This window comes from Spongiactinospora sp. 9N601, assembly GCF_044326295.1.
Lineage (GTDB): Bacteria > Actinomycetota > Actinomycetes > Streptosporangiales > Streptosporangiaceae > Spongiactinospora > Spongiactinospora gelatinilytica.
The window spans coordinates 182,980-207,294 of the sequence record NZ_JBIRBB010000005.1; the positions used below are offsets into that span (position 1 = coordinate 182,980).

24 protein-coding genes are annotated in these 24,315 nt (G+C 71.7%); 10 read left to right on the forward strand and 14 right to left on the reverse strand.

What is annotated here, in order from left to right; all coding sequences use genetic code 11:
• Nucleotides 1–310 precede the first annotated feature (310 nt).
• Both bioB and ACH34R_RS13225 read left to right on the forward strand, forming a co-directional pair.
• On the forward strand, nt 311–1,426 hold the full coding sequence (bioB, locus tag ACH34R_RS13220) for a biotin synthase BioB (protein WP_397561668.1): 1,116 nt from the start codon (nt 311–313) through the stop codon (nt 1,424–1,426).
• Entirely contained in the window at nt 1,419–2,717 is a 1,299-nt protein-coding gene (locus tag ACH34R_RS13225) for an adenosylmethionine--8-amino-7-oxononanoate transaminase (protein ID WP_397561669.1), read from the forward strand. Before bioB ends, ACH34R_RS13225 begins: the two co-directional genes overlap by 8 nt.
• Before the next feature lie 73 nt (nt 2,718–2,790).
• Here the strand turns inward: ACH34R_RS13225 and ACH34R_RS13230 are convergent, their stop codons facing one another.
• From ACH34R_RS13230 to ACH34R_RS13245, 4 genes are all read right to left on the reverse strand, one after another.
• On the reverse strand, nt 2,791–3,606 hold the full coding sequence (locus ACH34R_RS13230) for a glycerophosphodiester phosphodiesterase (protein ID WP_397561670.1): 816 nt from the start codon (nt 3,604–3,606) through the stop codon (nt 2,791–2,793).
• Nucleotides 3,607–3,761: 155 nt separating this feature from the next.
• On the reverse strand, nt 3,762–4,238 hold the full coding sequence (locus ACH34R_RS13235; RefSeq protein WP_397561671.1) for a hypothetical protein: 477 nt from the start codon (nt 4,236–4,238) through the stop codon (nt 3,762–3,764).
• 50 nt (nt 4,239–4,288) lie between these two features.
• Nucleotides 4,289–4,510, reverse strand: coding sequence for an EF-hand domain-containing protein (locus ACH34R_RS13240; RefSeq protein WP_397561672.1), 222 nt, complete (start codon nt 4,508–4,510; stop codon nt 4,289–4,291).
• Nucleotides 4,511–4,592: 82 nt separating this feature from the next.
• Nucleotides 4,593–5,549 (reverse strand): acyl-CoA desaturase, encoded by a 957-nt coding sequence (locus ACH34R_RS13245; RefSeq protein WP_397561673.1) that lies wholly within the window; start codon nt 5,547–5,549, stop codon nt 4,593–4,595.
• A gap of 234 nt (nt 5,550–5,783) precedes the next feature.
• Between ACH34R_RS13245 and ACH34R_RS13250 the strand changes: the two genes are divergently transcribed.
• The 5 genes from ACH34R_RS13250 to ACH34R_RS13270 all read left to right on the forward strand — a co-directional run bounded on the left by ACH34R_RS13250 (nt 5,784) and on the right by ACH34R_RS13270 (nt 12,608).
• The gene (locus tag ACH34R_RS13250) at nt 5,784–7,085 is read left to right on the forward strand and encodes a cytochrome P450 (protein WP_397561674.1); all 1,302 of its coding nucleotides are present in this window, start codon (nt 5,784–5,786) and stop codon (nt 7,083–7,085) included.
• Nucleotides 7,082–8,656 carry a peroxidase family protein gene (locus tag ACH34R_RS13255; RefSeq protein ID WP_397561675.1) on the forward strand — a complete coding sequence of 525 codons (1,575 nt, stop codon included), beginning with the start codon at nt 7,082–7,084 and terminating at the stop codon, nt 8,654–8,656. Before ACH34R_RS13250 ends, ACH34R_RS13255 begins: the two co-directional genes overlap by 4 nt.
• A complete protein-coding gene (locus ACH34R_RS13260; RefSeq protein ID WP_397561676.1) occupies nt 8,653–10,800 on the forward strand; it encodes a hypothetical protein in 2,148 nt (715 codons plus the stop codon). The genes ACH34R_RS13255 and ACH34R_RS13260 overlap by 4 nt, the downstream gene beginning before the upstream one ends.
• A gap of 177 nt (nt 10,801–10,977) precedes the next feature.
• Nucleotides 10,978–11,268: a hypothetical protein gene (locus ACH34R_RS13265; protein WP_397561677.1), complete on the forward strand. Its 291-nt coding sequence runs from the start codon at nt 10,978–10,980 to the stop codon at nt 11,266–11,268.
• Between the two features lie 71 nt (nt 11,269–11,339).
• A complete protein-coding gene (locus tag ACH34R_RS13270) occupies nt 11,340–12,608 on the forward strand; it encodes a serine hydrolase domain-containing protein (RefSeq protein WP_397561678.1) in 1,269 nt (422 codons plus the stop codon).
• A gap of 71 nt (nt 12,609–12,679) precedes the next feature.
• On the opposite strand, the gene ACH34R_RS13275 is transcribed toward ACH34R_RS13270, so the two are convergent.
• From ACH34R_RS13275 to ACH34R_RS13300, 6 genes are all read right to left on the reverse strand, one after another.
• Nucleotides 12,680–14,356: a carboxylesterase/lipase family protein gene (locus ACH34R_RS13275; RefSeq protein WP_397561679.1), complete on the reverse strand. Its 1,677-nt coding sequence runs from the start codon at nt 14,354–14,356 to the stop codon at nt 12,680–12,682.
• Nucleotides 14,357–14,637: 281 nt separating this feature from the next.
• Nucleotides 14,638–15,339: a methyltransferase gene (locus ACH34R_RS13280; RefSeq protein ID WP_397561680.1), complete on the reverse strand. Its 702-nt coding sequence runs from the start codon at nt 15,337–15,339 to the stop codon at nt 14,638–14,640.
• A 74-nt stretch (nt 15,340–15,413) separates the two neighbouring features.
• A complete protein-coding gene (locus ACH34R_RS13285; RefSeq protein ID WP_397561985.1) occupies nt 15,414–16,205 on the reverse strand; it encodes an SAM-dependent methyltransferase in 792 nt (263 codons plus the stop codon).
• Between the two features lie 69 nt (nt 16,206–16,274).
• Complete coding sequence (locus ACH34R_RS13290) at nt 16,275–17,339, reverse strand: DUF5753 domain-containing protein (protein ID WP_397561681.1); 1,065 nt, start codon at nt 17,337–17,339, stop codon at nt 16,275–16,277.
• A 223-nt stretch (nt 17,340–17,562) separates the two neighbouring features.
• Nucleotides 17,563–18,279 carry a hypothetical protein gene (locus tag ACH34R_RS13295; protein WP_397561682.1) on the reverse strand — a complete coding sequence of 239 codons (717 nt, stop codon included), beginning with the start codon at nt 18,277–18,279 and terminating at the stop codon, nt 17,563–17,565.
• Between the two features lie 91 nt (nt 18,280–18,370).
• On the reverse strand, nt 18,371–18,901 hold the full coding sequence (locus ACH34R_RS13300; protein WP_397561683.1) for an SH3 domain-containing protein: 531 nt from the start codon (nt 18,899–18,901) through the stop codon (nt 18,371–18,373).
• A 382-nt stretch (nt 18,902–19,283) separates the two neighbouring features.
• Between ACH34R_RS13300 and ACH34R_RS13305 the strand changes: the two genes are divergently transcribed.
• Nucleotides 19,284–19,595: a hypothetical protein gene (locus ACH34R_RS13305; RefSeq protein WP_397561684.1), complete on the forward strand. Its 312-nt coding sequence runs from the start codon at nt 19,284–19,286 to the stop codon at nt 19,593–19,595.
• 44 nt (nt 19,596–19,639) lie between these two features.
• On the opposite strand, the gene ACH34R_RS13310 is transcribed toward ACH34R_RS13305, so the two are convergent.
• Nucleotides 19,640–19,762 carry a hypothetical protein gene (locus tag ACH34R_RS13310; RefSeq protein ID WP_397561685.1) on the reverse strand — a complete coding sequence of 41 codons (123 nt, stop codon included), beginning with the start codon at nt 19,760–19,762 and terminating at the stop codon, nt 19,640–19,642.
• Nucleotides 19,763–20,006: 244 nt separating this feature from the next.
• Between ACH34R_RS13310 and ACH34R_RS13315 the strand changes: the two genes are divergently transcribed.
• Complete coding sequence (locus ACH34R_RS13315) at nt 20,007–20,927, forward strand: LLM class flavin-dependent oxidoreductase (protein WP_397561686.1); 921 nt, start codon at nt 20,007–20,009, stop codon at nt 20,925–20,927.
• A gap of 10 nt (nt 20,928–20,937) precedes the next feature.
• Here ACH34R_RS13315 and ACH34R_RS13320 read toward each other — a convergent pair whose 3' ends face one another.
• Both ACH34R_RS13320 and ACH34R_RS13325 read right to left on the reverse strand, forming a co-directional pair.
• Complete coding sequence (locus tag ACH34R_RS13320; RefSeq protein WP_397561687.1) at nt 20,938–21,684, reverse strand: ABC transporter permease; 747 nt, start codon at nt 21,682–21,684, stop codon at nt 20,938–20,940.
• A complete protein-coding gene (locus ACH34R_RS13325; RefSeq protein ID WP_397561688.1) occupies nt 21,681–22,619 on the reverse strand; it encodes an ABC transporter ATP-binding protein in 939 nt (312 codons plus the stop codon). The genes ACH34R_RS13320 and ACH34R_RS13325 overlap by 4 nt, the downstream gene beginning before the upstream one ends.
• Nucleotides 22,620–22,686: 67 nt before the next feature.
• Between ACH34R_RS13325 and ACH34R_RS13330 the strand changes: the two genes are divergently transcribed.
• On the forward strand, nt 22,687–23,316 hold the full coding sequence (locus tag ACH34R_RS13330) for a TetR/AcrR family transcriptional regulator (RefSeq protein WP_397561689.1): 630 nt from the start codon (nt 22,687–22,689) through the stop codon (nt 23,314–23,316).
• On the opposite strand, the gene ACH34R_RS13335 is transcribed toward ACH34R_RS13330, so the two are convergent.
• Nucleotides 23,307–24,284 carry a threo-3-hydroxy-L-aspartate ammonia-lyase gene (locus ACH34R_RS13335; protein ID WP_397561690.1) on the reverse strand — a complete coding sequence of 326 codons (978 nt, stop codon included), beginning with the start codon at nt 24,282–24,284 and terminating at the stop codon, nt 23,307–23,309. The two genes, ACH34R_RS13330 and ACH34R_RS13335, sit on opposite strands and share 10 nt — an antisense overlap.
• Between the last annotated feature and the right edge of the window lie 31 nt (nt 24,285–24,315).

A 24,315-nucleotide genomic window follows, 5' to 3' on the forward strand; every position in this document is an offset into this window, starting at 1 on the left:
CGTTACATTTCCCGGTAAACCTTTCAAAGATCCACAAGGCAACCTATACCAGGACTCGACCGCTAAATCACCCTGTGTCACCACGGAGCGCCCTCAAGCTCGACCGACAGTAATGACAATTTGTGTCGGTCCGATTTACCACACCGTTGTCAAGTCAAGGACTTCGCGGGGGCGGCGGGCCCGTGGGCAAGGCGGGCCGCAGGGGCGGGGGTCGGCCCCGCCGCCGTACGGACCGCACAAACTTTGATCTGCACGGCTTGTGCGGATCCTTCATTGGCCGGAGGCCGGGCGGCGAACGATGATCGATCCCATGGACCTGTTGAACACGCTCGTGGACAAGGGACTTCGCCGTGAATCGCCGACCCGGGAGGAGGCGCTGGCCGTACTCGCCACCACCGACGACGAACTACTCGACGTGGTGGCCGCGGCCGGAAAGGTCCGGCGGCACTGGTTCGGCCGCAGGGTCAAGCTCAACTACCTGGTCAACCTGAAGTCGGGGCTGTGCCCCGAGGACTGCTCCTACTGCTCGCAGCGGCTCGGCTCCAAGGCCGGGGTGCTGAACTACACCTGGCTCAAGCCGGGCGAGGCCGCCGAGGCCGCGCACGCCGGGGTGGCCGGCGGGGCCAAGCGGGTGTGCCTGGTGGCCAGCGGGCGCGGGCCGACCGACCGTGACGTGGAACGGGTCGCCGCCACCATCGCCGCGATCAAGGACAAGAACGAGGACGTCGAGATCTGCGCGTGCCTGGGCTTCCTGTCCGAGCGGCAGGCCGAGCGGCTGCGCGAGGCCGGGGCGCACGCCTACAACCACAACCTCAACACCTCCGAGGAGACCTACGCCGACATCTGCACCACCCACGGCTTCGACGACCGGGTGGACACCGTGCGCAAGGCCAAGCACGCGGGGCTTTCCGCCTGCTCGGGGCTGATCGCCGGAATGGGCGAGAGCGACGCTGACCTGGTGGACGTGATCTTCGCGCTGCGCGAGCTGGACGTCGACTCGGTACCGGTCAACTTCCTGATCCCGTTCGAGGGCACGCCGCTCGGCGAGCAGTGGCACCTGACCCCGCAGCGCTGCCTGCGCATCCTGGCGCTGGCCCGGTTCATCTGCCCCGACGTCGAGGTGCGGCTGTCGGCGGGCCGGGAGATCCATCTGCGCACCCTCCAGCCGCTCGCGCTGCACATCGTCAACTCGATCTTCCTGGGCGACTACCTGACCAGCGAGGGCCAGGCGGGCAAGGCCGACCTGGAGATGATCACCGACGCGGGCTTCGAGGTGGAGGAGGCCGGGACGACCACACTGCCCGAGCACCGCACGGGCGTCCCCGTCGCCGAGCCCGCCCCGGCGGGGGCCCCGCCAGGGGGCCGGGCCGACCTTGTGGCGATACGCCGCCGCGGCGCCGGAACGGACCTGCCGCCCAATGCGTGACCGCACCCGCGACCTGCTGGAACTCGACCGGGCGCACGTCTGGCACCCCTACGGCCCGATGCCCGGCCGGCACACGCCGCTGCTCATCGACTCGGCCGAGGGCGTGCGGCTGCGGCCCGCCGAGCCGGTCGAGGGGCACACCGAGCTGGTGGACGCCATGTCCTCCTGGTGGAGCGCCATCCACGGATACCGGCACCCGGTGCTCGACGCCGCGGTGCGCGACCAACTCGGGCGGATGAGTCACGTGATGTTCGGCGGGCTCACCCACGAGCCCGCCGTACGGCTGGCCGCGACCCTGGTGGACATCACCCCCGAGCCACTGCGGCACGTGTTCCTGACCGACTCCGGTTCGGTCTCGGTCGAGGTCGCGGCCAAGATGTGCCTGCAGTACCAGCGCTCGCTCGGCCGGCCCGGCAGGCACCGGCTGATGACCTGGCGCGGCGGCTACCACGGCGACACCTTCCACCCCATGTCGGTCTGCGACCCCGACGGCGGCATGCACAGCCTGTGGACCGGCGTACTGCCCCGGCAGGTCTTCGCCGACGTCCCGCCGGCCGGGTTCGATGCCGAGCCCGACCCCGGCTACGTCGCCCACCTGGCCGGCCTGATCGAACGGCACGCGCACGAGCTGGCCGCGATCATCGTCGAGCCGGTCGTCCAGAACGCCGGGGGCATGCGCTTCCACTCCCCCGGCTACCTGCGCGTACTTCGCCGGCTCTGCGACGAGCACGGTGTGCTGCTGGTCTTCGACGAGATCGCCACCGGCTTCGGCAGGACCGGCGAGCTGTTCGCGGCCGATCACGCGGGGGTCTCGCCCGACGTGATGTGCGTCGGCAAGGCCCTCACCGGGGGCTACCTCACCATGGCGGCGGCCCTTTGCACCTCGGAGGTGGCCGAGGTGATCGGGCGCGGCGAGTTCCCGGCGCTCGCGCACGGGCCCACGTTCATGGGCAACCCGCTGTCGGCCGCCGTCGCCAACGCCTCGCTCGGGCTGCTGCTCGGCCAGGACTGGCGGGCGGAGCTACGCCGGATCGAGGCGCGGCTGCGGACCGGCCTGGCCCCGGCCGCCAAGCTCGACCACGTCCGTGACGTGCGGGTGCTCGGCGGGATCGGCGTCGTCCAGCTCGGCCACGAGGTGGACATGGCCGCCGCGACCAGGGCCGCGGCCCGGCACGGGGTGTGGCTGCGCCCGTTCCGGGACCTGATCTACACGATGCCGCCGTACGTCACCGGCGACGACGATCTCGACCTGATCGCCGCCGCCATGATCGCCGCGGCCGACGCGGGCTGATCGTCCACGATCTGCCACGATCGCCCACTGATCGTCCGGGGAGGGTGGGGCGGAGCCGCCCTTCCCGGACCCCCTACAGCAGGTCGGGCTTGTTGGTGACGATGCCGTCCACCTTGTAGGAGATCAGCCGGCGGATCGCCGCCGGGTCGTCCACGGTCCAGGCGAAGACCTTCAGCGAACGGGCGTGGGCGCGCCTGACGTAGTCGCGGGTGAGGTCGCCGTAGGGGACGTTCACCATGTCGGCGTACTCCGCGAGCGCGGCCAGCCGCCCGGTCGCCGGGGTGCCGAGCAGGGCGACGGGGACGCCGGGCAGCAGCCGGTGGAACCTCCGCATGGAGTCCCAGTCGAAGGACTGGACGACCAGCCTGCCCGGCTTCAGCCACGCTCCGTGGCGGCGTAACTCGCGGGCCGCGCGGGTCTCGATCCCCGGGTAGCGCCCGGGTTCCTTGATCTCCAGCATCAGGCCGAGGCCGCTGCCGTCCATCGCGCTCAGCGCCTCGCCCAGCGTGGGCACCCGCTCCTTGGCGTAGTCGGCGGAGAACCACGATCCGGCGTCCAGCCTGCGGATCTCGGCCAGCGTCAGGTCCCGCACCGCCCACGGGCTCCGGCCGGGAAAGACCCTCTCGACATTGGTGGTGCGGGCGAGCGTCGCGTCGTGCACGAGGACCAGCCGGTGGTCCTTGGTCTCGCGGACGTCCAGCTCGAACATGTCGGCGCGCTGGTCCTGGGCCAGCGCGAAGGCGGCGATGGTGTTCTCGGGGGCGTACGCGGACGCGCCCCGGTGGGCCACGTTGACGACGGAGGCGGCGGTGGCGGGGACGGCGAGCCCCGCGAGGACGATGAGGGTGGTCAGGGTGGTCGTGATGGCAAGGACGAGTCGCCGGAACACGGGTCTCCTCAATCCTGGGGATCGACCGACAACCCGAAACTGACCACGGCGCATGACGGCAAGTTAAGAGTGGAGTGGCCGCGTGATGCCGGGAAGGTGAGCATCAGGCGCGACGACACGCCAAGGCCCGCCGTGGCGGCGGCCTTCGAGGAGCCCTATCGGCGGGTGAGATCGAAGGTGGCGACGGTGGCGAGGGCGTAGGCCAGGTGGGGTACGGCGTCGCTGAGCCAGCCGGTGGCGCCCCAGGTGCGCGGATCGGTGAGGCGCAGGGCGGTGAGCGGGACGCTGCCGGCCACGGAGGCCAGCACGGCCACCGCGCCGACGTCGAGCGGGCGGGGATGACGCCGCCCGGTCAGATACCGGTACAGGCCGTACGCCGCGCCGACCCCCACACCGGCGGCGATGCCGAGCATCGGCCCGAGGCCCTCCCTGCGGTTACGGGCCGTCTCGCCATCGCCGAGGTCGGCGTGCACCCGATCGGCCAGTACGCCCGCCGCCTGCTCCGGCAGCCCGCTCGCGGGCCGCCCGCGCAGCGCCATGTCCAGGTAGGTCACGGTGTTGAGCACCGTCGTACCGGCCGCCCCCGCGGCGGCCCCCGCCACGACATGACGGCCCAGAGTCGCATTCCGCATGCCCACCCGCCTAACCCCGGAACCCTCGGCCAAACCCGCCGAGCCCAGGGTCAGGCCAGGCGGTGGCCGACCATGAAGGCGGCGAACTCCGGCAGGGAGATCAGGCCGTCGCCGTCGGCGTCGACCATTCGGACGGCCTCGGCGGCGCGTTCGCCGGTGATGGGCGCCCCGAGGGCGCGCATCAGGGAGGCCAGTTCGGTGGCCGAGATCCGGCCGTCGCCGTCGGTGTCGACGAGCCGGAACGTGGGCGCGTATTCGTCGGTGTCCGCCACGGTCTAACACCTTTCCGGGTGATGATCGGTCCGCAGACTATGGCGCATACCCGAATCCGGCCGCAACTTTCGCGACCGCCCCTTATGGGGGCGGGTGCGGGGGGCGTGCGGCGGCGCGGAGGCCGGCCAGGCGGGCCGGGTCGGGCCAGCGGACGCCGTGCGCCCAGCCCGCTCGCTCGAACCAGCGGATCAGCCGGGCGCTCGGATCGAACTGGCCGGGCAGCACGCCGTGCCGGGCGCAGGTGGGCTCGGCGTGGTGCCAGTTGTGCCAGCCCTCGCCGAGCGTCAGGAAGGCCACCCAGCGGACGTTGGACGATCGGTCGCGCACCCGGAACGGCCGGTCGCCGAAGGTGTGCGCGACGGAGTTGACCGACCAGGTGACGTGGTGGACCACCGCGTAGCGGACCAGCCCCGCCCAGAACAGCGCGGACCACGCGCCCGCCCACGACATCGACCACAGCCCTCCGGCCAGCGCGGGCAGCGCGAACGACGCCGCCACGACCACCGGGTAGGCGGCGTCGAAGCGCCGCACGTCGGGGTCGGCGAGCAGATCGGGCACCCAATGCCGCCTGCTGGAGCGGCGGCGGGCAGTGTAGAACCAGCCGATGTGGGCGTGCAGCATGCCGCGCAGCAGGGCCGCGCCGGTGTCGCCGTAGCGCCACGGGGAGTGCGGGTCGCCCTCGCGGTCGGCGTACTTGTGGTGGCGGCGGTGCTCGGCCGCCCACAGCGTGACCGGGCCCTCCACGGCCATGCCCCCGGCCAGCATGAGCGCGACGCGCAGCGGCCTCGCGCACTTGAAGGCGCGGTGGGTGAACAGCCGGTGGTAGCCGATGGCGATGCCGAAGATGCTCACGAGGTACATCACCACGGCGAGGACCAGATCGCGCGGCCCGACGCCCCACCCCCAGGCGGCCGGCACCGCGGCGGCGAGCAGCAGCACCGGGAGCACGACGAGCACGACCAGATAGGCGGTGCGGCGGCCGGTGGTGACCTGAACCGTCTCCGCCGTGGCCGACCGGGACGCGGACGAGGGGGGCACGCTCGCTCCTGACGTAAGGTGATCGGCGGAATACAGACCGCGTTCAATTGAACGCCCGTGACCGCCGACAACGGCAGTTGCCGGAGAGTTAGAAGTCAATCACCGAATGGAGTCACAAGACTGCGTTTCGTAGTCATGCGTGGCAGGTGGGACGCGTGCCTAGATTGTGTACCCACACGGCAAGGTGATCTCCGCTACGGGTCCGGGCGAGGCCCGGGCGGGAGGTGAGGCGGCATGAGCGCTGTCGAGCAGGTTGCCACCCACGGCTATCTGGACCGCTACGACGAAGCGCTCGCCCGTGACCCGGTGGCCGCGATCGGCCTGGTCCAGGGCTGGATGCGGACCGACTGGCGGGCCCTGTTCGCCGAGTTGCGGGCGCGGCGGCCGGTGTTCGCCACGCCGGCCTTCACGGTGATCACCCGCTACGCCGACGTCGTGGAGGTGCTGTCGCACGAGACGGTGTTCACCGTCCGGGCGTTCGGCCCGCGCCTGGAGGCCGCGCTGGGCGGGCCGTTCATGCTCAGCAGAGACGCCACCGCGATGAACCGGCACGACAAGGGCCTGATGCGGGTCATGCTGCCGCACGGCGACGTGGCCCGGGTGCGCGAGCTGGCCGGCCGGATCGCCGACGACGCGCTGGACCGCTCCCGGCCGCACGGCCGGATCGAGGCGGTGCACGGCCTGTTCCGGCCAGTCGCGCTCGGCGTGTGCGACGAGTACTTCGGCCTGCCCGGCCCCGACGCCGCCACGCTGTCCCGCTGGACACGCGCGATCATCGCCGACTGCTTCGCCAACTACCAGGGCGATCCCGAGGTCCGGGCCGCCGGGGTGAGCGCGGGCGCGGAGCTGATGGCCTACCTGCGTGAGCGGATCGCCGCCCGCAGGGCGGAGGCGGGCGAAGCGGAAGGCCGCGACGACGTCTTCGACCGGTTGCTGGCCACCGCGCTGCCCGAGGCGGTCGCGACCTCCGACGAGCGCGTCGCGGTCAACATGGCCGGGCTCCCCCTCGGGTTCGCCGAGAGCGCGCCCGGCGCGATGGCCGAGGCCCTGCAACAGCTCCTGCTGCGGCCGGAGGCGCTGGCCGAGGCCGTGCGGGCGGCGGCCGACCCGGACACCTCGCGCTTCGACGACCTGGTGTGGGAGGCACTGCGCTTCAATCCGTTCTTCAAGCTGCTGCCGCGCGTGTGCGAGCGCGATCACGTGCTGGCGGCCGGCACGCCCCGCCGTACGCTGATCAGGGCGGGCACGTTCGTGATGGCCGCGCCCGCGTCCGCGATGTTCGACGCCGAGGTGGTCCCCGACCCGGACGAGTTCCGGCCCGGCCGTCCCGGGCACCACCACCTGTTCTTCGGGCACGGGCACCACGCCTGCCTGGGGGCGCATCCCGCCAGGGCGATCATCTGCGAGACGCTGCGCCGCCTGCTGCGCAGGCCGGGGGTGCGCCCGCTGCCGCCGCCTGAGGGGGAGGTCGTCCGCGCGCACGCGATCTTCCCCGACCGGTTCATGCTCGCCTTCGCCCCTGGCGAGGGCGCATGAGCACGGCCCGCCGCATCGCCGTGGACGGCGTGGCCAACCGGCTGAGGTTCCTGGCGCTGACCGGTGGCCGGCCGTTCTGGGACCTGGTGCAGTCCGTCCGGCCGCTGCGCGGCCGGGTCAACGCCGCGCTGATCGACCTGGCGGTCCGCGAGATGCCGCCCCGGCCGGAGCCGCTGAGCACGATGTCCGACTACACCTCGTGGGCGTCGCTGACCGACCGCTCCTACCAGGGCAGGCATCTGCCGCCCGTGGCCGGCGACGACAGCGCGCGGCCCACGCCCGAGCAGGCGGCCGGCCTGTTCGCGCGGGGTGCGGCCATGGTGCCGTGCCCGCGCTCCACGGTGCTGTTCGCGTACTTCGCGCAGTGGTTCACCGACGGGTTCCTGCGCGGCGAGTCCTCGGTGCCCCGCGACCCCCGCAGGAACACCTCCAACCACCACATCGACCTCAACCAGCTCTACGGGCTCGACGCGCGGGCGACGGCCGCGCTGCGCGCGTACGAGGGCGGGCGGCTGAAGAGCCAGATCATCAACGGCGGGGAGTTCCCGCCCTACCTGTGCGAGAACGGCGTGATCAAGCCGGAGTTCGCCGCGCTCTCGGTGGTCCACTTCGACCGGCTCCCCGCCGAGCGGCGCGACACGCTGTTCGCCATCGGCAGCGACCGCGGCAACACCCAGATCGGCTTCACCATGCTGACCGTGCTGTTCCTGCGCGAGCACAACAGGGTGGCCGCCGGGCTCGCCGCCCGCCGGCCCGGCTGGGACGACGAGCGCCTGTTCCAGACCACCCGCAACATCCTCATCGCGATGCTGACCAGGCTGGTGATCGAGGAGTACATCAACCACGTCACCCCCTACCACTTCCGGTTCACGCTCGACCCGAAGCTGTCGGCGAGGCTGGCCCACGCGCCCTGGTTCCGGGAGAACTGGGCGTCCGTGGAGTTCAACCTCGTCTACCGCTGGCACAGCCTGATCCCCTCCCACCTGAAGGTCGGCGGCGAGGATCTGCCGCTGGAGCGCACGCTGTTCGGCAGCGCGCTGCTCCCGGGCCCCGGCCTGGGCGCGGTGCTGGAGGAGGCGTCCCGGCAGCGCGCGGGCCGGATCGGCCTGTTCAACACCGACCCGGCGCTGCGCGAGGTCGATGTGGCGAGCCTGGCGGAGTCACGGGCGGTCGGCCTGGCCCCCTACAACCACTACCGGCGGCACTGCCGCTTTCCGAAGGTCCGCCGCTTCGAGCACGTCAACGCCGACCGGAAGGTCAGCGACGCGTTACGCGACCTCTATCGCGGGGTCGACGACCTCGACCTCTACGTCGGCCTGTTCGCCGAGGAGCCGGGCTCGCCCGACGCCATCCTGCCGCCGCTGCTGACCAAGATAATCGCCGTTGACGCGTTCTCCGAGGTGCTGACCAACCCGCTGCTCGCCCCACGGGTGTTCAACGCCGCCACCTTCTCCCCGTACGGCCTGCGCGTCATCGCCGCGACGCGCAGGCTCGCCGACGTGCTCGGCCGTAACGTCCCCGAAGACCCGCGCCCCCGTTTCATCAGCATGACCAGGCAGGTCCGGCCGTGACCGCGCGGCAGGGCGCGCTGCTCCGCGCGGCGGCGCGCGAGCTGGTGGAGGTCGCGGTGACGATCCAGGAGGCCGCCGCGCACGCCACCGAGGCGCTGGCCGACGGCGCAGCGCCCGCCCTGCTCGCGCGGGCGCCCGCGGCGGGCGTCCGGGCCGAGCGGGCGCTGACCCGGGCCGTCACCGACCCCCGCGGGCTGGGCTACTCCCCCGCGGGCGGCCGGCTGGCCACGCTGGCGGCCAGGCTGGGCGCGCTGGCCGGGGCGGAGAGCCTGGCCGTGCGGGTGCTGGCCTCCTCGCTACGGCTGCGGATCGCCGCCGTCGCCCTCGACCACCCGGAGCTGACCGCCGATCCCATCCTGACCCGGCTCATCGAGGCCGCCGCCGCCGATCGCGACATCGAGGCCGTGCGCGCGATGCGGGCGCTGGTCAGGGATCGTGGCGTGGTACGCGCGCTGAGCGCCCTGGCCCCGGTGCTCGGCGAGGTGCTGGCGCTGCGCGCGCTGCTGGACGAGAACCCGCTCAACGACGCCACCGCCTGGCTGATCGCGACCGGCAAGGGCTACGCCACCGCCGATCCGCTGCTCGGGCTGAGCAACCGGGCCGTCGCCGCGCTGGACCGGGGGGCGGGGGCCGCGCGCCGGGCCGAGCCGTCCGCCGAGGAGGCGGTACGGCTGGGCACCCGCGGGTCCCTGCTCGACTTCCTCGGCAACATCGGCGTGCTGGGCAACACCGGGCGGGCGCTGATCCAGAGCGTCGAGGGCCCGGACGGCGTGGTCCGCCACGTCGTGCACGCCCCCGGCATCCGCGCGCGCTCGGTGGACGACGACTCGCCCCAGGACATCCTCGGCGCGTTCAGCAGTTCGGTGCTGGACAGCAGCCCGTACACCAGGGCGCTGGCCGGGGCGATCGGCGACTACGGTATCCCCGAGGGCGCGGAGATCGCCCTGGTCGGGCACAGCGCGGGCGGCGCGGCCGTGCTCAACCTCGCCCACGACCCGGCGTTCTGCGCCCGGTACGCGGTCACGCACGTCGTTGCGGTGGGTTCGCCGATCGACTTCAAGACGCCCGCCGACCCGCGCACATGGGTGACGAGCGTGACCAACCAGCACGACATCATCCCGACCCTCGACGGGCAGGGCGCGGGGGCGTGCGCCGACCTGCACCCCGACTGGTACGTCGTGGACTACACCGATCCCACCCACCTGTTCCCGGTGTGTCACAGCATCGAGCACTATCTCGGCAACCTCGCCCACGACCTGCCCGAGGCGCGCGACCACATCGACGCACGGCTTACACCGTATCGCGGGCCGGTGGTCCGGGCGCAGACCTACCTGCTGCTGGACGGGTTCGCCGGGGCCGGGGAGTTCCCCTTCCTCACCGTGCCGACCTACCCGCTCGGCCTGCCGGGCGAGCCGGTCGAGGCACCGGTCCGCTGCCGGGACGGCGGCGCGGTGACGGCCTGGTTCGCCGCCGACGCCGCCATCGCCGCGCGGCTGGCCAGGGAGTGCGGGGCGGGTCCGGTGGTCCGGGTCGCGGGGCGGGCGCTGGTCGCGGTACACGCGGCCGTCCACCGGCGCACCGGGCTCGGCGACTTCCGGGAGTTCCAGGTGGGGATCGTGGTGGCGGGGCCGCGAGAGCGCCGAGGCGTCCTCGGCGGGTGGCCCGACCTGCTGCGCCCGGGGGCCGCACTGCGGCGTTCCGGCGACCTGTCGGCGGCGCACGTGATCGACGCCGAGCCGGGGGTGGCCGGGCGGGCCGTGGCGGCGGGGCTGTGGGGCGGCGAGCCGTACGAGGTCCCGGTGGAGTTCCGGCTCGGGCGCGGGGCCGCGCACGTCGCGGTCGGCGGCGCGGAGGCGCGGGTGGCGACCCTGCGCGGGCCGCTCGGCCCGCACCTGCCGGTGCCGGACCGCGACCTGGTGGGCTACGTCCGCGACGGCGAGCGCACCCTGCGCCGCAGCGTACGCGCCCAGGGGCGGGGACGGCTGCACCCCGCGCCGGGGCTACGGCTCACCGCCGGCCCCTCGGCCCACCCGCTGGCCCGCCTGCTGCGCGACCTCGGCCTGGACGGCACCCGCCCACTGCTGTGCCTGTCCTCCCCCACCCGCCAGACCCTCCACGACCCCGCCGTCCCCCTACCGCCCTGAAGGGACCCCCGCGCGACCACCCGAACACCAAAGCACCCACCGCTGCTGCGCCTCTCCCCCCGACCGCCGGACCCTTTACGACCCCGCCGTCCCCCCTACCGCCCTGAAGAGAATGCATGGACGGCGCCCGCCCCTTTCTCCCGACCTGCCGTCCCCTGCCGCACTGAACGGAGCCCCATGCGACCACTCGAAACCTCGCCGGCGGGCGCCGCCGCCCACGAGCGGGTCCTCGCGCATGCAGAGGTGCTGCGTGGCGATGTCCGGGCGCTCGGGGAGTGCGCCGAGCGGTTGCGCGCGGTCCAGGAGCGGCTCGCCGCGAACGGACTGGCGCCGCAGTGGCTGGGCGAGTCGGTGGCCGCCCATCTGGACGCGTGCGCGGTGGCCGCCGCCGACCTCGACGCCGCCGCCGCGCGCCTCACCGCCTACGCGGCCCGCCTGGCGCGGGAACACCGCGGCCGGCGGACATGACAGCAATCATGAGCGAGTCATGACTTTGTGGACTGTCCCCGCCGCGGCCCGGTCCAACATGCTTGGTCACCATGAAGAGGCTGTCACGCACCACACAGTTGATCGTGGCACTCGGCGTCGCGGCGATGGGGCTGCACGCCGTACCGGCCGCCGCGGACACCGGCCCAGCGCTGGACCGCAGGGCGCTCCAGCGTTCGGTGAACGCCGTTCATGAGGCCGGGATGTACGGCATCTACTCCGAGGTCCGTGACGGGCGGCAGACCTGGGCGGGCGCGGCCGGAGTCGCCGACGTCGAGACCCGCCGGCCCGTCCACCCCCGCATGGCGCACCGGATCGGCAGCATCACCAAGTCGTTCGTCACGGTGGCCCTGCTCCAGCAGGCCGAACGCGGCACGGTCGATCTCGACGCGCCCGTGGCCCGCTACCTCCCCGGCGTCCTGCCCGCCGACCGGGCCGGCAAGACCACCGTCCGGATGCTGCTGAACCACACCAGCCACCTCGGCGACTACATCGCCGCCGCCTTCCCCTCCTTCCTTGAGGGCTCGCCCAAGAGCCTCGACGACAACCGGTTCCGCACCTTCAGCCCACAGGAACTGGTCGAGTTCGGGCTTTCCAGTCCCGTGACCGGAGCGCCGGGGGCGCTGCCCGGCAGCTACTCCAACACCAACTACATCCTCGCGGGGATGCTGCTGGCCAAGGTGACCGGCCGGTCGGCCGAGGAGTACATCACCCGCCAGGTGATCCACCGCGCGGGCCTGCGGCACACGTACTTCCCGCGCTCGCCGTACATCAAGGGCCCGCACTCCAAGGCGTACGAGGCGCTGTTCGGCTGGATCGACCCGCCGCGCGACTACAGCGTGTACGACATGTCCTGGGGCGGCACGGCCGGCGCCGTCGTCTCCACCATGGACGACCTCAACCGCTTCTACCGGGCGCTGTTCACTGGCCGGCTGATCGGCCCGGAGCGGCTCGCCGAGATGCGCGAGACCGTCCCGGTGCAGGTCGGCGGCCTCGCGACGATCGACTACGGCCTCGGGCTCTATTCCATGGATCTTCCCTGCGGCCGGTTCTGGGGCCACGACGGCGGTGTCTTCGGCATGCTGACCATGTCGGTGAGCAGCGAGGACGGCGGTCGTCAGGTGTCCTTCGGGCTGAACCTCAGCAAGTACCAGAAGATCGGCGACGACGGCCTGCCGCTCCCGCACCCGGTGGACGGGGCGATGGTGAACCACCTGCTGCTGAGCCTGTGCGGCACCTCCTCGCCGCAGGCCAGGACCACCGCGCCGGCGTTCCCGCTCTTCCCGACCCAGGACGTCCCGGTCAAGCGGACGTCCTCCTGACACAGACATGACGGCGAACGCCCGGCCGGTGGTCCCGGCCGGGCGTTCGGCGTGTGGACAAAAGGTGCGGATCAGTGCCCGTAGGCGGCGAAGCGGTTCCAGAAGCCGCAGTTGTGCTGCTCGCCGATCTCCCTGGTGAGCTGGCTGTCACCGGCGGGAGCGAGCGACATCACGGCAGGGTCGTGGCGGGTGAAGGGCTTCCAGAGCGGGGTGCCGTCCACGGTCGGGTTGCCGGTGTGCGCGAACCCGGTCCACTGGGCGGCGATCTGGGCGGCGAACGCCTGCTGGTTGGCGGTGAGCTGGGCGCCGGCCGGCGGCGACAGGAACTGGTTGAGCACGACGTGGAAGGCGCCGTTCGGCTTGGTCTTGTCCAGGAAGCTGGCGGGCGGGGCGTCGGCGTTGTCGGTCTGGTAGGCGAACACCTTCAGGTGCCGCGACATCCGCTGGTGGTTCAGCAGCGAGGGGCAGACGGAGTTGGAGTCGGCGACGATCGTCCGGTAGGCGATGAAGTGGGAGGGGGTGGGGAAGCGCTTCATCGGGTAGAGGGCGAACACCTGCGGGGCCCACTTGCCGTACTGCTGCTTGACCAGCCGCTCGTAGTCCTCGGGGCTGTTGGCGGAGGCGAGCTGCACCTCGTCGCGGTCCACGCCGTGCATCAGCGTGACGTCGTTGACCCGGCCGGTGGCGAACGCCTTGGCCGGCGACATGGGGAGGGTCTTGCCGTCCACGATGGGGGCGATGGTGCCCTTGTCCGGGCCGAGGCCGTCACCGGACTGTTCGAGCAGCTTCGCGGCCGGCACCGCGCGCAGGCACTCGGCGGCCCGGTGGGGGTCGGTGCAGCCGAGCGCGGCGGCGAACCGCTGCCCGGTCCGGTGGGCCTCCTTGGCCGAAGGCAGTTCGGACTTGCAGTCCTGCGCCTGCCAGGAGGTGTTGTTGCCGAGCAGGGAGTTGTACTCGCCGCTCTGCGCGATGCCCTTGTGGAACAGCCCGCGCGCGGTGGGCGACGCGGTGTTGGCGCAGACGCTGGACCCGCCGGCCGAGGCACCGAAGATCGTCACATTGCCCGGGTCGCCGCCGAAGGCCGCGATGTTGCGCTGCACCCAGCGCAGCGCGGCCTGCTGGTCCTGGATGGCGTAGTTACCGGAGTTCCTGCCGAGGTCGTCGTGCGCGAGGTAGCCGAAGATCCCGAGCCGGTACCGCACCTCCACCGAGACCACATTGCCGGTGCGCACCAGGTGGCTGCCGTCCGCCGGCCGGCCGAACCGGAAACCGCCGCCGTGGATCTGGACCATCACCGGCAGCTTCCGCACGCCGGCCTTGGCCGGCGCCCGGACGTTCACGCTCAGGCAGTCCTCATTGGTGGAACCCGCGCCCAGCCCGTCGGACTGCGGGCAGTTGGGGCCCTGCTCGGTGGCCTGGAGCACTCCGTTCCATCCCGCGTGGGGTTCGGGGGGAGCCCAGCGCAGGTCGCCGGCCGGCGCAGCCGCGTAACGGATGCCCAGCCAGGAGTTGACGCCGTCCGCGGTGGTGCCGCAGACCTCGCCCTTGTCGGTGCGTATCGTGGTGCCGGGCGCGCAGCCGGGCGCGGCCTGCGCGTCAGCGGAGGTCTGGGAGTCGGCGGACGTCGTCTGGGGGTCGGTCGGCGGGGCGGGTTCGGCTAGTGACGGGGCGGTGGTGAGCGTCAGGGCGGTCACGGTCGCCGCGGCGGTCACCGCCACGCCGAGCCAACGGATTCTGTAGGATTTCACACGGCCTCCCTTGCGTGGTGCTCCCCCGTGGCCCGTGATCCTCCGACTGCGGAAACGTGGTACGCAGAGGTCCTGATCACGGACGCACTGACCATAAAGTGCGTTTTGTGCGCCCGGATAGCGGTCACGGATGCAGATATCGGTCAACGGTCGCTTGGCAGCGGCCACCCGACCTGCCGCGTCGCCGGACGGGCGGGTGGGTGCGGCGGATGGTCTGCGGGTGATCACAAAGGGAAGGGCGGGGAAAGATCAACTGAATCCTTCCCCGCCGGATCTCGTGGCTATTCAGCCGCCGAGCTTGCCGCCCTGCGGAACTCGAAGATCTCGAACTCGACGTCCTGCTCCAATAAGCGCCGTTCGGCGTGTACGAGGACCATCTCCAGGTCGCACTCCTTGGCCAGCCTGGCCAGCAGCGCGGTGTTCCCGACGTCGGAGAAGCCGAGCAGCAGCCGGCCGCCGGGGTTCAGGTGGGCCGGTCCTTCGCGCAGGTACCGCTCGTGCGCGCGGTAGCCGGGGTCGAAGAACGCGTGATGCAGGCCGGTGTCGTCGATGAAGTCGGGTGGGGCGTCAACGAAGTTGGAGTTCCAGAAGATCGCGTCGAAGGTCTCGTCCCGGCCGAGTCCGTCGAAGAGGTCGGCGCGCAGGACGCGGACCCGGTCGGCGACGCCGTGCCGTACCGCGTTGCGGCGGGCGTTCTCCACGGCGAACGCGTTGATGTCGATGGCGGTGACCGCCCGGCACCCGGACAGCGCGGCGGTAACCGCCGTTACCCCGGCGCCGCACCCCATTTCCAGGAAGGTTCCGCCGGCTGGATATTCCAGCCAGGTGGTGAACAGCCCGGTGGCCGGCGTGCAGGCCGGGGAGAATACATTCGCCAGCAGATCCCACTGCCGGCCGTGCAGGGTGAACACCGTCGGGCGGTCGGTGTCCTCGGCGTTTTTCCGGTGTAGGTACTCGCCCCGGGCGATACCGCGTGCATTCATGATCGACCTCGATTCTCGCCGGAATTTCCGTTCCCGGCGAGTATCGCAGCCCTTTCCGCACGGGCAAGATCGCCCTATCGGCGCCGGGCCACCCCGCCCCATGCGTCGACCGGCACCGACGGGCCGAAAGGACTGTCGTCGGGCCGCCATTTTTGAAGTTGCACCACACCGGGCTCGATCAGTTCAAGGCCGTCCAGGAAACTGGCGATCTGCTCGGGCGTGCGCAGGTGGTAAGGGAGCGATCCGGTCTCGTTGTACCGGCGGATCGCCTCGACGTATCCCGGGTCGGTGTCGGTGCCGTCGTAAATGGCCAGAAAGCCGCCCGGCGGCAGGGCCGCCGTCAGGCGGTCCACGATCGAGCGGGCGGCGTCGTCGCCGGGCCCGGTCACCGGGAGGTGCCCGAGCACGCCCATCAGCATGATCGCGACGGGCCGGTCGAAGTCGAGCTTCGTCTTCGCGGCGCGCACGATGGTGTCGGGGTCGTTGAGGTCGGCCTCGATGTAGTCGGTGCTGCCCCGGGGGTCGGCGGTGAGCAGCGCGTGCGCGTGCGCCAGCACCATGGGGTCGTTGTCGACGTAGACGATGCGCGCGCGCGGATCGACGCGCTGGGCGACCTCGTGGGTGTTGTCGTGGCTGGGCAGGCCGGTGCCGATGTCCAGGAACTGGCGGACGCCCATCTCGTGGGCCAGGTACCGGACCACGCGGGCGATGTAGTAACGCGACACCCGGGCCATGTCGACGATTCCCGGATAGAGCCCGGCGAACACGTCACCGGCCTGCCGATCGACCGGGAAGTTGTCCTTTCCCCCCATCCAGTAGTTCCAGATGCGTGCGGAGTGCGGCACCGACGTGTCGATCCCCGACATCAGATCCTTCTCCGCCTCGCGCCAGTGGAAGACCTGTTCATCGCCGCTCACCGCAATCCCCCTGGGCCGTCAGATGAGGAACTCCCGCAAGAACGCCCGGCTTTCCGGTGGCCGCAGCGCCTCGATGGCCGACCGGCTCAGCACCTGACTGAAATGATTGACGTCGGCGGCATTGTCGAGGTATAGCCCGCCGGTCAGGTGTTCGAGATAAACGATATCGGAGAACTCACTTTCCGGAAAGCGGAGCAGAACGACGGGATCACCGGCCGCCGTGCCGCCGCTCGTTTTCTGGGGCAGCACCTGAACGGTGATGCCGGGCCGCTCCGAACTCCGGATCAGCGAAACCACCTGGGCCCGCATGATCGCGCGGTCGATGGGCGCGCGCAGCGCGGCCTCGTCGATTATCGCCCAGAGTTTGGCGGAGTTGGGTTTGCTCAGGATGGTCCGGCGGCGCATCATCAGGTCGGCCCGGCGCGCGAGCGACCGCGCCGGGAGCCCGGGCCGGTCCAGCCGGAGCGCGGCCATGGCGTACTCCCGGGTCTGGAGCAGCGCCGGAACGCGGTGCCCGCCGTAGACGCGGATGAGGTTGGCCGCCGACTCCAGGCTGAGACACGGCTCCTCCCAGTCCGGGACGACGTCCCGATGCCCCGCCCGCCACCAGCCCGTGGCCAGGGACCGCCGGGCCATGGCCAGCGCGCCGGTCTCCCGGCGCCCGTGCTCCGATCGGCGGTCGGCCGTGCGCGGGGTGCCACCGCCCGCGTGCACCCGCACGCGGGCGGCCCGCCTGGCCGCGTCCAGGGCGGCGTCGGCCGCCTCGTGCCTGGCCTTCCACTCCTCAAGGGCGCCGATGGCCGCCGGGTCCAGCCCGGCCTCCGCCGCGAGCACGTGCAGGACGGTGATGAACGAGGCCACCCACTGCCAGCGCGGCAGCCCCGTGCGCCGCCCGGTCAGGATGTCGTGGGTCGTGGACACCCGTAGCGGCTGCACGGCCGGCCGGGGCCCCGCGTAGGGGGCCTCGCAGTGCTTGGACCTCCGCTCCAGCTCCGCATATGTGGGCGGGCCCGCCGCGCACCGCGCACGGTTCAGCTCGGCGATGAATTCGCGGAGAGCGGGCGCGTTCGCGCCGTCGGACATAACATAGATCCATTCGGTTGTCTGGGGGCGGACAAGACCGTCGCCGTACTCGGCGGAGAACAGGACGAAGCCATGGTGTCACCACGAACCACATCACGTCCAATAAAAGGCTTAAATGCCGTCCAGAACATCCGAATTATGCATGGGTCCACATAGTCTGAAGCTATTTCATTTTCTGCGGCGACGACGTGGCGGGCCGCCCGCTCCGCTCAGGTGGCGTTCGTCACCAGTTCCAGTACGACCGCGCCTCCGACTTCCAGGGCTTGGGGAAGTACTGCTGGATGATGAAGGCCATCCCCTTGCCACGCGCGATGTGCTGGTCGCGCTCCAGCTTCTTGGTGATGGGCCCGCCGGGCTCCCCCTGGTTGTCCCACCACGACTCCCACTGCTTGATGCAGGTCTCGCCGCGCAGGTAGCGGTTGGAGCATGACGCGGGCGGGTGCCAGATCTGGGTGTGGCCGAAGTCGACCACCTTGCCGGACGACTGCTCGGTGATCTTCCCCCACGCCTTCAGGCAGTACGCCCCGCCGGGGATGTCCCACTTCACGTAGTGCTGCCGGCCAGAGGTGGCGATGGTACGAAGATTTCCGCACGTGGCGTCGCCGATCTGCTCCTTGGTGACGCGGACCGTGTAGTACGTGCCGTTGTCCCGCCAGCCGTCCAGCATGACCCAGTCACCGGAGTGAATGAACTTCTCCGCGCTCTTCGGCGGCCACTTCTTCGGATCGCCCCAGCTCACCTCCGATGTACCGGCCGACAACGGCTTCCACGTCCACTGCCCCGCCGCCTGGCCGTCGGCCCAGTGCTGACCGGCGCTGCGCTCCATCATCTGCGAGTAATCGCCCCAGTTCTCTGCCGCCGCGGCTTGGGCCGGGGCCATCGTCGCCGCCGTGGCCGTCACGGCCGCCAGCAACGTCGCCCCCAGGTACGCGAACTTCACGATCACACTCCTCGATAGGTCGGATGACCATGCAACCAAGGAGTGCCGGTCGGTTCGCCCCTCTTTCAGGATTTGCGAACCATCGGACGCCTCAGGGCGTGCCGCAGACGGGCCGCCACCACTGCGGCGACGGGAGCACCCAGCCTTCCTGGCCGTGATCGCTCGTGACGTACCAGTACTTGGCGCCGGAGGCGTTCTCGCGATGCCGTACGGTGAGGATCTCGCCCCTGCGGAAGTGCTCGCCGGTCTGCGTCCCCTGCGGATCGCGCACGGACAACGTCTGCGCGGTCACCTCGAAACGGTCACACGACCTCGGCGGGCCATCGGGCCGTGGATCCGTGACCCGGTTCGCCACCGGCACCGCCACCCCGGCCGCCACCGCGACGGCGAGCAGCAGCAACCACAGGCCCCTCGGGCGCGGCGCCCGCGTAGGCCGGACGGCGGGCGACGGCGAACCCCCAGGTGGCCGCTCCCCCTCCGTCCGGTCATCGGGCCCACCGGAATCCCGGGCCGGGGCGGTACTCGTGTCCGCCTCGGACCGGCGGGCGGTGGCCTCGGCCCTCTGACGGGCGGCGAGGTAGGCGAGGTGGTGCCGCACCGGAATCCGGGCGCGATCGAGCATCGCGCGTAAGGTCTGATCCGGCGGGATATGTCCCTTGAGATAGCGCGACCAGGCACTGTCGGAAATACCGAGAATTTCGGCCTGTTCGCGTTGCGTCCTTTTTTTGGTTATCCGCCCTAGTTGCCGAAGCAACTCCACGAGTTCCCGTTGCGCGTCCGACGAATCAGGCCCCTCGCCGCCGCTCCCCGGCCCCGGCCTCGCCGTCCCGCTCATCCCGCTCCCATCCCGTTTGTGGTGAGGAAACCGCAGGTGGACGTCCGCATGGGAAATCCCGTCCATCCCACGTCCCGCAAACCGTGGCGACGGATTTCCCTGACAGAAATCGTGCCCTATGCGAGCCCCTCATCGGGGGCGGAACGAAACAGAAAGGAAGATCGGTTTGATGACGGTACGTAAGAACATCGCGCGGCTCACATTGGGCGCGGGCACCCTCGTCGCCCTGCTGGCCGCGTCCACGGGGGTGGCCCACGCCGGAGGCCCGTACCCGTACGCGGGCAACGACGACATCGGCCGCCGCCTCACGGTGTGCGCGAACGACCTGCTCGTCCGCGGTCCCAACAAGACCCTCCTGCGCGGGCAGACCTTCGATGTGAAGAGCTTCAGCGGCCCGGACAAGGAACGGGTGTGGGGCTTCGCGTACGGCTACGTCAACGACCACGGCTGGGTCGAGAACGGCTGGTTCTGCGACGCCTGACCCCGAAGCCTCCACACGTCCCGGCCGGCCGTACGCGGCGGCCCTCAGGCGAGCCTTCCGGCCACCCCGGAACGGCCGGCCGGGACGCCGACGAGCCTCACGGCGATCTGGTCACGGACGTCCTCGCCGAGCACGCCGTCCAGCGCGTCCGTGATCGTGGCGACCAAGCGGGCCGGACGCCGACCGGCGTCGCCGGATCATCGCCGGCCGGCAGCCCGCGATCACGGCATGGCTCGCCCCGGGCGCGGCGGCCTGGCGCAGGGCACCGGCCCCGCCGGCCCCGGACCAGCGGCGGATCCTCGTGGACCCTGCTCGCCTACGAGGCCGCGGTCGGCGGCGACCTCCCTGGCCGACCTGCCGACACCCAGGCCGAGGCGATGGCCGCCGGGCCGGTTCTTGTAGGGTTCGCGCATGCGGCTTGCCATCTCGATCCCACAGACCGTCGGCCCCGGCCCGTTCGATCCGGCGGCGCTGCGCGCCTACCTCGCGCGCGCCGAAGAACTCGGCTTCGAGGGCGCATGGACGACGGAACAGGTGATCGGGTCGCACCCGCACCTCGGTCCGCTGGAGACGCTGAGCTTCGCGGCGGCGTGCACCACCCGGATCCGGCTGGGCTGCGCGACGCTGATCAGTTCCGTGCACAGCCCGGCGCACCTGGCCAAGAGCATCGCCACGCTCGACCAGCTCAGCCTGGGCCGGCTGGACGTCGGCATCGCCATCGGCGGGCGCAGCCGGATGCTGTCGGCCTTCGGCGTGGACCCGGACACCTTCGTCGCCCGGTTCGCCGAGGGGCTGCGGCTGATGAAGGATCTGTGGACCCTGCCCCGCGTCGACTTCGAGGGGCGGTTCTGGCGGTTGCAGGGCGCGGCCATGGAGCCCAAGCCGTACCAGCGCCCGCACCCGCCGATCTGGTTCGGCGGCGGGCACCCGAACGCGCTGCGGCGCGCCGTACGGCTCGGCGACGCCTTCATCGGCGCCGGGTCGGTGACCACCGCGCAGTTCGCCGAGCATGCCCGGATCATCCGGGAGGCGCTCGCCGAACAGCGGCGCGACCCCGCCGGCTTCCCGATCGCCAAGCGGGTCTACATCGCGGTGGACGACGACGCCGAGCGTGCCCGCACCCGGATCGCCCACGCCCTGGACGACCACTACGGCTCCGCCGGGCGGCCCGGGCTGGCCCCGGTCGCGGTGGCCGGCACCCCGGGCGACTGCGTGGCGGGCCTGCGCGCGGTGGTCGAGGCGGGCGCGCAGATGATCGTGCTCAACCCGCTCTTCGACGACCTTGAGCAGATGGAGCGGCTGGCCGCCGAGGTGACCCCGGAGCTGGGCTGACCGGCGGCTCTCAGACGTCGCGGACCCGGAGGGCGACGTGGCCCGCGATGCCGACGCCCACCACGGCCGCGATCAGTACGGCCAGCCCGGCGCCGGGGGCGACCGCCCCTTCGGCCTGGACCACCGTGTACGCGGCCTGACCGGCCGAGATCGGCCAGAGTGCGGCGAGCCGGTCGCCGAATGCCGGGGCGAGGGCGGGGACCAGCAGGAGCGCGCCGACGAGTACGGCCAGGCTGCCGGTGGCCGATCGGGTCAGCACGCCGACCGCCACCCCGATGAGCGCGATGAGCGTCAGATAGAGCACGCCCCCGGCGAGCGCGCCCGCCACGCCGGGATCGCCGAGACCGGCCACCGGCAGGCCGGTCCCGCCGAGCATGAGCTGCACGACGGTGAAGCTGACCAGGGTCGTGACCAGGCCGGTGACGAACGCGACCGCGGCCACGACGACCATCTTCGCGCCGAGCAGCCGGGAACGCGCGGGGACCACGGCGAGGCTGGTGCCGATCATGCCCGTGTCGTACTCCGGCGTGACGCTGAGCGCGCCCATCATGCCGATGATGAGCTGCGCGAACAGGAAGCCCTTCAGGCTGAGCGCGGTCGGGTCCCAGCCGGCGGGCGGCTCGGCCGGGGGTGCGCCGAGCAGGTCGAAGGAGCCGACCACGCCGAGCACGACGCTGGAGAGCACCGCGCTCACGGCCGCGATCCAGGTGCTGCGGACACTGCGGAGTTTGGTCCATTCCGAGCGCAGGATGTTCATGCCGCGTGGCCTTCGTGGTCGGTGACGTCGTGGGTGAGCCGCAGGAAGACGTCCTCCAGGGACTCGCGGACCCTGGCCAGCTCCTCCAGGGCGATCCCCTGCGCGGCGGCGATCTTGCCGATGATGGCGGGGTCGGTGCCGGTGACCAGCAGGCTCGGGCCGGGCGCACGCTCGAACGCGATGCCGTGCCGGCGCAGCGCGTCCGCCAGCTCGGTCAGTTCCATCGACCTGACCGTGACGGCGTGCGAGGTGTGGGCGCGCACGAAGTCCTCCAGGGAGGACTCGGCGATGAGCCGGCCCCTGCCGATGACGATGAGATCGTCCGCGGTCAGCTCCATCTCCGACATCAGGTGGCTGGAGAACAGGATCGTGCGGCCCTGCCCGGCCAGGTCGCGCATCAGCGTGCGCATCCAGCGGATGCCCTCGGGGTCCAGGCCGTTCAGCGGTTCGTCGAGCACAAGTACGCCCGGGTCGCCCAGCAGGGCCGTCGCGATGCCGAGCCGTTGGTTCATGCCCAGCGAGAACTCCCCCGCCCGCCGGTTGGCCGAACCGGTCAGCCCCACGAGGTCCAGCACCGCCCCGACCCGCTCCCGGCCGAGGCCCGCGGTCTGGGCGATGGCCAGCAGGTGGTCGAACGCGGTGCGGTGCGGGTGTACCGCGCGGGCGTCCAGCAGCGCGCCGACCGCGCGCGAGGGGTCGGCGAGTTCGGAGATGTGCCGGCCGCCGATCGTGATGGCGCCCTTCGTGGGCCGGGTCAGCCCGAGCAGCATCCGCATGGTCGTGCTCTTGCCCGCTCCGTTGGGGCCGAGGAATCCGGTGATGACGCCCGGTGCGGCGGTGAAGGACAGGTCGTCCACCACGGTCGTGGTCCCGTATCGCTTGGTGAGGCCCTGCGCCCGGATGCCGGCGGCTCCGGGTGGTGGTGAGATCGGCATGTGTGCTCCCTTCCGAAAAGCACACTACACGGTGTAGTTTAGAGATTTCTGAGAGAAGAGTGGGAACATGGCGATGGTGAGAACGGGCCCGCAGACGCCCGGCCGGCGGCAGCGGTCCGAGGGCAAGCGCGCGGACATCCTGACGGCGGCCACGGCGCTGTTCGTCAGCGACGGATACGAGCTCACCAGCGTCGATGCCATCGCCGCGCGGGCGAAGGTGTCCAAACGCACGGTTTATGACCACTTCGGCGACAAACAGGCCCTGTTCCAGAGCGTGCTCGTGCGGGTCAACGAGGCCGTGGTGGCGACCGTGCGCGCGGCGATCGACCAGGAGCTCACCGAAGGACGCGACCTGCGCGAGGCGCTGACGGCCTTCGCGATGCGCGTGGCGACGGAGGCGTTCCCATCCTCCGACTACGTCACCTTCCGGCGGCTGACCTCCCAGGCGTGGCCCGCGCCGCCGGTGCCGGTGCCCGCGAGCACGCACGAGCAGCCCGAACGCATCCTGGAAGACCGGTTCGCCAAGCTGGCCGCGGACGGCGAGATCCGGGCGGGCGACCCCCACTGGGCGGCGCGGCACTTCACCGCGCTGACCATCCTGCTCGCCCTGGACGCGCTCCGGGACGACCCGGCGGGCGCCGCCATCCCCGCGATCATCGCCAACGGGGTGGAGGCGTTCCTCCGCGCCTACCGCTGACCTGTGTGCGCGCCGATGAGTTCGGTGAACCGCCGGGTGTCGATGTTGCCGCCCGAGGCGATCAGGCCGACCCGGCGCGGCGCGCCCGGCACTCGACCGGCCATCAGGGCGGCCAGGGCGGTGGCCCCGCTGGGCTCAAGGACGATCTTCAGGCGTTCGAAGGCGAACACCATGGCCGTGACGATCTCCTCGTCGCCGACCAGGGCGACGGCGTCGGCCAGGCGCTGGTTGACGGCGAAGGTGATCTCGCCGGGGGTGGCCAGGGCCTGGCCGTCGGCGATCGTACGCGGGACCGGGATGGTGACCCGCCGGCCGCACTCCAGCGAACGCCTGGTGTCGTCGCCCTCCTCCGGCTCGACGCCGACGACGCGGATCGCGGGGTGGAGCGCCTTGGCGGCGATGGCGCTGCCGGCCATGAGACCGCCGCCGCCGACCGGCACCACGAGGGCGTCGAGCTCGCCGGTCTCCGAAAGGAGTTCGAGGGCGGCCGTGCCCTGACCGGCGATGATGTGCGGGTGGTCGTAGGGCGGGATGAGGGTCAGGCCGCGGTCTTCGGCCAGGGCGCGGCCGAGCGCGGTGCGGTCCTCGGTGTAGCGGTCGTAGGTGACGACCTCGGCGCCGTACCCGGCGGTGGCCGCCACCTTGGAAGCAGGCGCGTCCGCGGGCATCAGGATGACCGCGGTGGCGCCCAGCTCACGCGCGGCCAGGGCGGTGGCCTGCGCGTGGTTGCCCGAACTGTACGCGGCGACGCCCCTGGCCAGCCGCTCCGGGGTGAGCCGGGAGACGGCGTTGTAGGCGCCCCGGAACTTGAAGGCGCCGACCCGCTGGAAGTTCTCGCACTTGATGAACACCTCGGCGCCGGTCAGGGCGTTCAGGGTGCGGGAGGTGAGCACGGGAGTGCGGCGGACGACCCCGGCGAGCCGCCCGGCGGCCTCGCGAACGTCATCGAACGACACGGGTAACGGCATGACCATGACCCTCCTCCGTTCCGGGACGACC

Coding starts and splice junctions, on each gene's coding strand:
- bioB (WP_397561668.1), top strand. CDS start 311: ATGGACCTGTTGAACACGCTCGTGGACAAGGGACTTCGCCGTGAATCG.
- ACH34R_RS13225 (WP_397561669.1), top strand. CDS start 1,419: ATGCGTGACCGCACCCGCGACCTGCTGGAACTCGACCGGGCGCACGTC.
- ACH34R_RS13235 (WP_397561671.1), bottom strand. CDS start 4,238: ATGCGGAATGCGACTCTGGGCCGTCATGTCGTGGCGGGGGCCGCCGCG.
- ACH34R_RS13250 (WP_397561674.1), top strand. CDS start 5,784: ATGAGCGCTGTCGAGCAGGTTGCCACCCACGGCTATCTGGACCGCTAC.
- ACH34R_RS13255 (WP_397561675.1), top strand. CDS start 7,082: ATGAGCACGGCCCGCCGCATCGCCGTGGACGGCGTGGCCAACCGGCTG.
- ACH34R_RS13265 (WP_397561677.1), top strand. CDS start 10,978: ATGCGACCACTCGAAACCTCGCCGGCGGGCGCCGCCGCCCACGAGCGG.
- ACH34R_RS13270 (WP_397561678.1), top strand. CDS start 11,340: ATGAAGAGGCTGTCACGCACCACACAGTTGATCGTGGCACTCGGCGTC.
- ACH34R_RS13280 (WP_397561680.1), bottom strand. CDS start 15,339: ATGAATGCACGCGGTATCGCCCGGGGCGAGTACCTACACCGGAAAAAC.
- ACH34R_RS13285 (WP_397561985.1), bottom strand. CDS start 16,205: ATGTCGGGGATCGACACGTCGGTGCCGCACTCCGCACGCATCTGGAAC.
- ACH34R_RS13290 (WP_397561681.1), bottom strand. CDS start 17,339: ATGTCCGACGGCGCGAACGCGCCCGCTCTCCGCGAATTCATCGCCGAG.
- ACH34R_RS13300 (WP_397561683.1), bottom strand. CDS start 18,901: ATGCTCGATCGCGCCCGGATTCCGGTGCGGCACCACCTCGCCTACCTC.
- ACH34R_RS13305 (WP_397561684.1), top strand. CDS start 19,284: ATGACGGTACGTAAGAACATCGCGCGGCTCACATTGGGCGCGGGCACC.
- ACH34R_RS13315 (WP_397561686.1), top strand. CDS start 20,007: ATGCGGCTTGCCATCTCGATCCCACAGACCGTCGGCCCCGGCCCGTTC.
- ACH34R_RS13320 (WP_397561687.1), bottom strand. CDS start 21,684: ATGAACATCCTGCGCTCGGAATGGACCAAACTCCGCAGTGTCCGCAGC.
- ACH34R_RS13325 (WP_397561688.1), bottom strand. CDS start 22,619: ATGCCGATCTCACCACCACCCGGAGCCGCCGGCATCCGGGCGCAGGGC.
- ACH34R_RS13330 (WP_397561689.1), top strand. CDS start 22,687: ATGGCGATGGTGAGAACGGGCCCGCAGACGCCCGGCCGGCGGCAGCGG.
- ACH34R_RS13335 (WP_397561690.1), bottom strand. CDS start 24,284: ATGCCGTTACCCGTGTCGTTCGATGACGTTCGCGAGGCCGCCGGGCGG.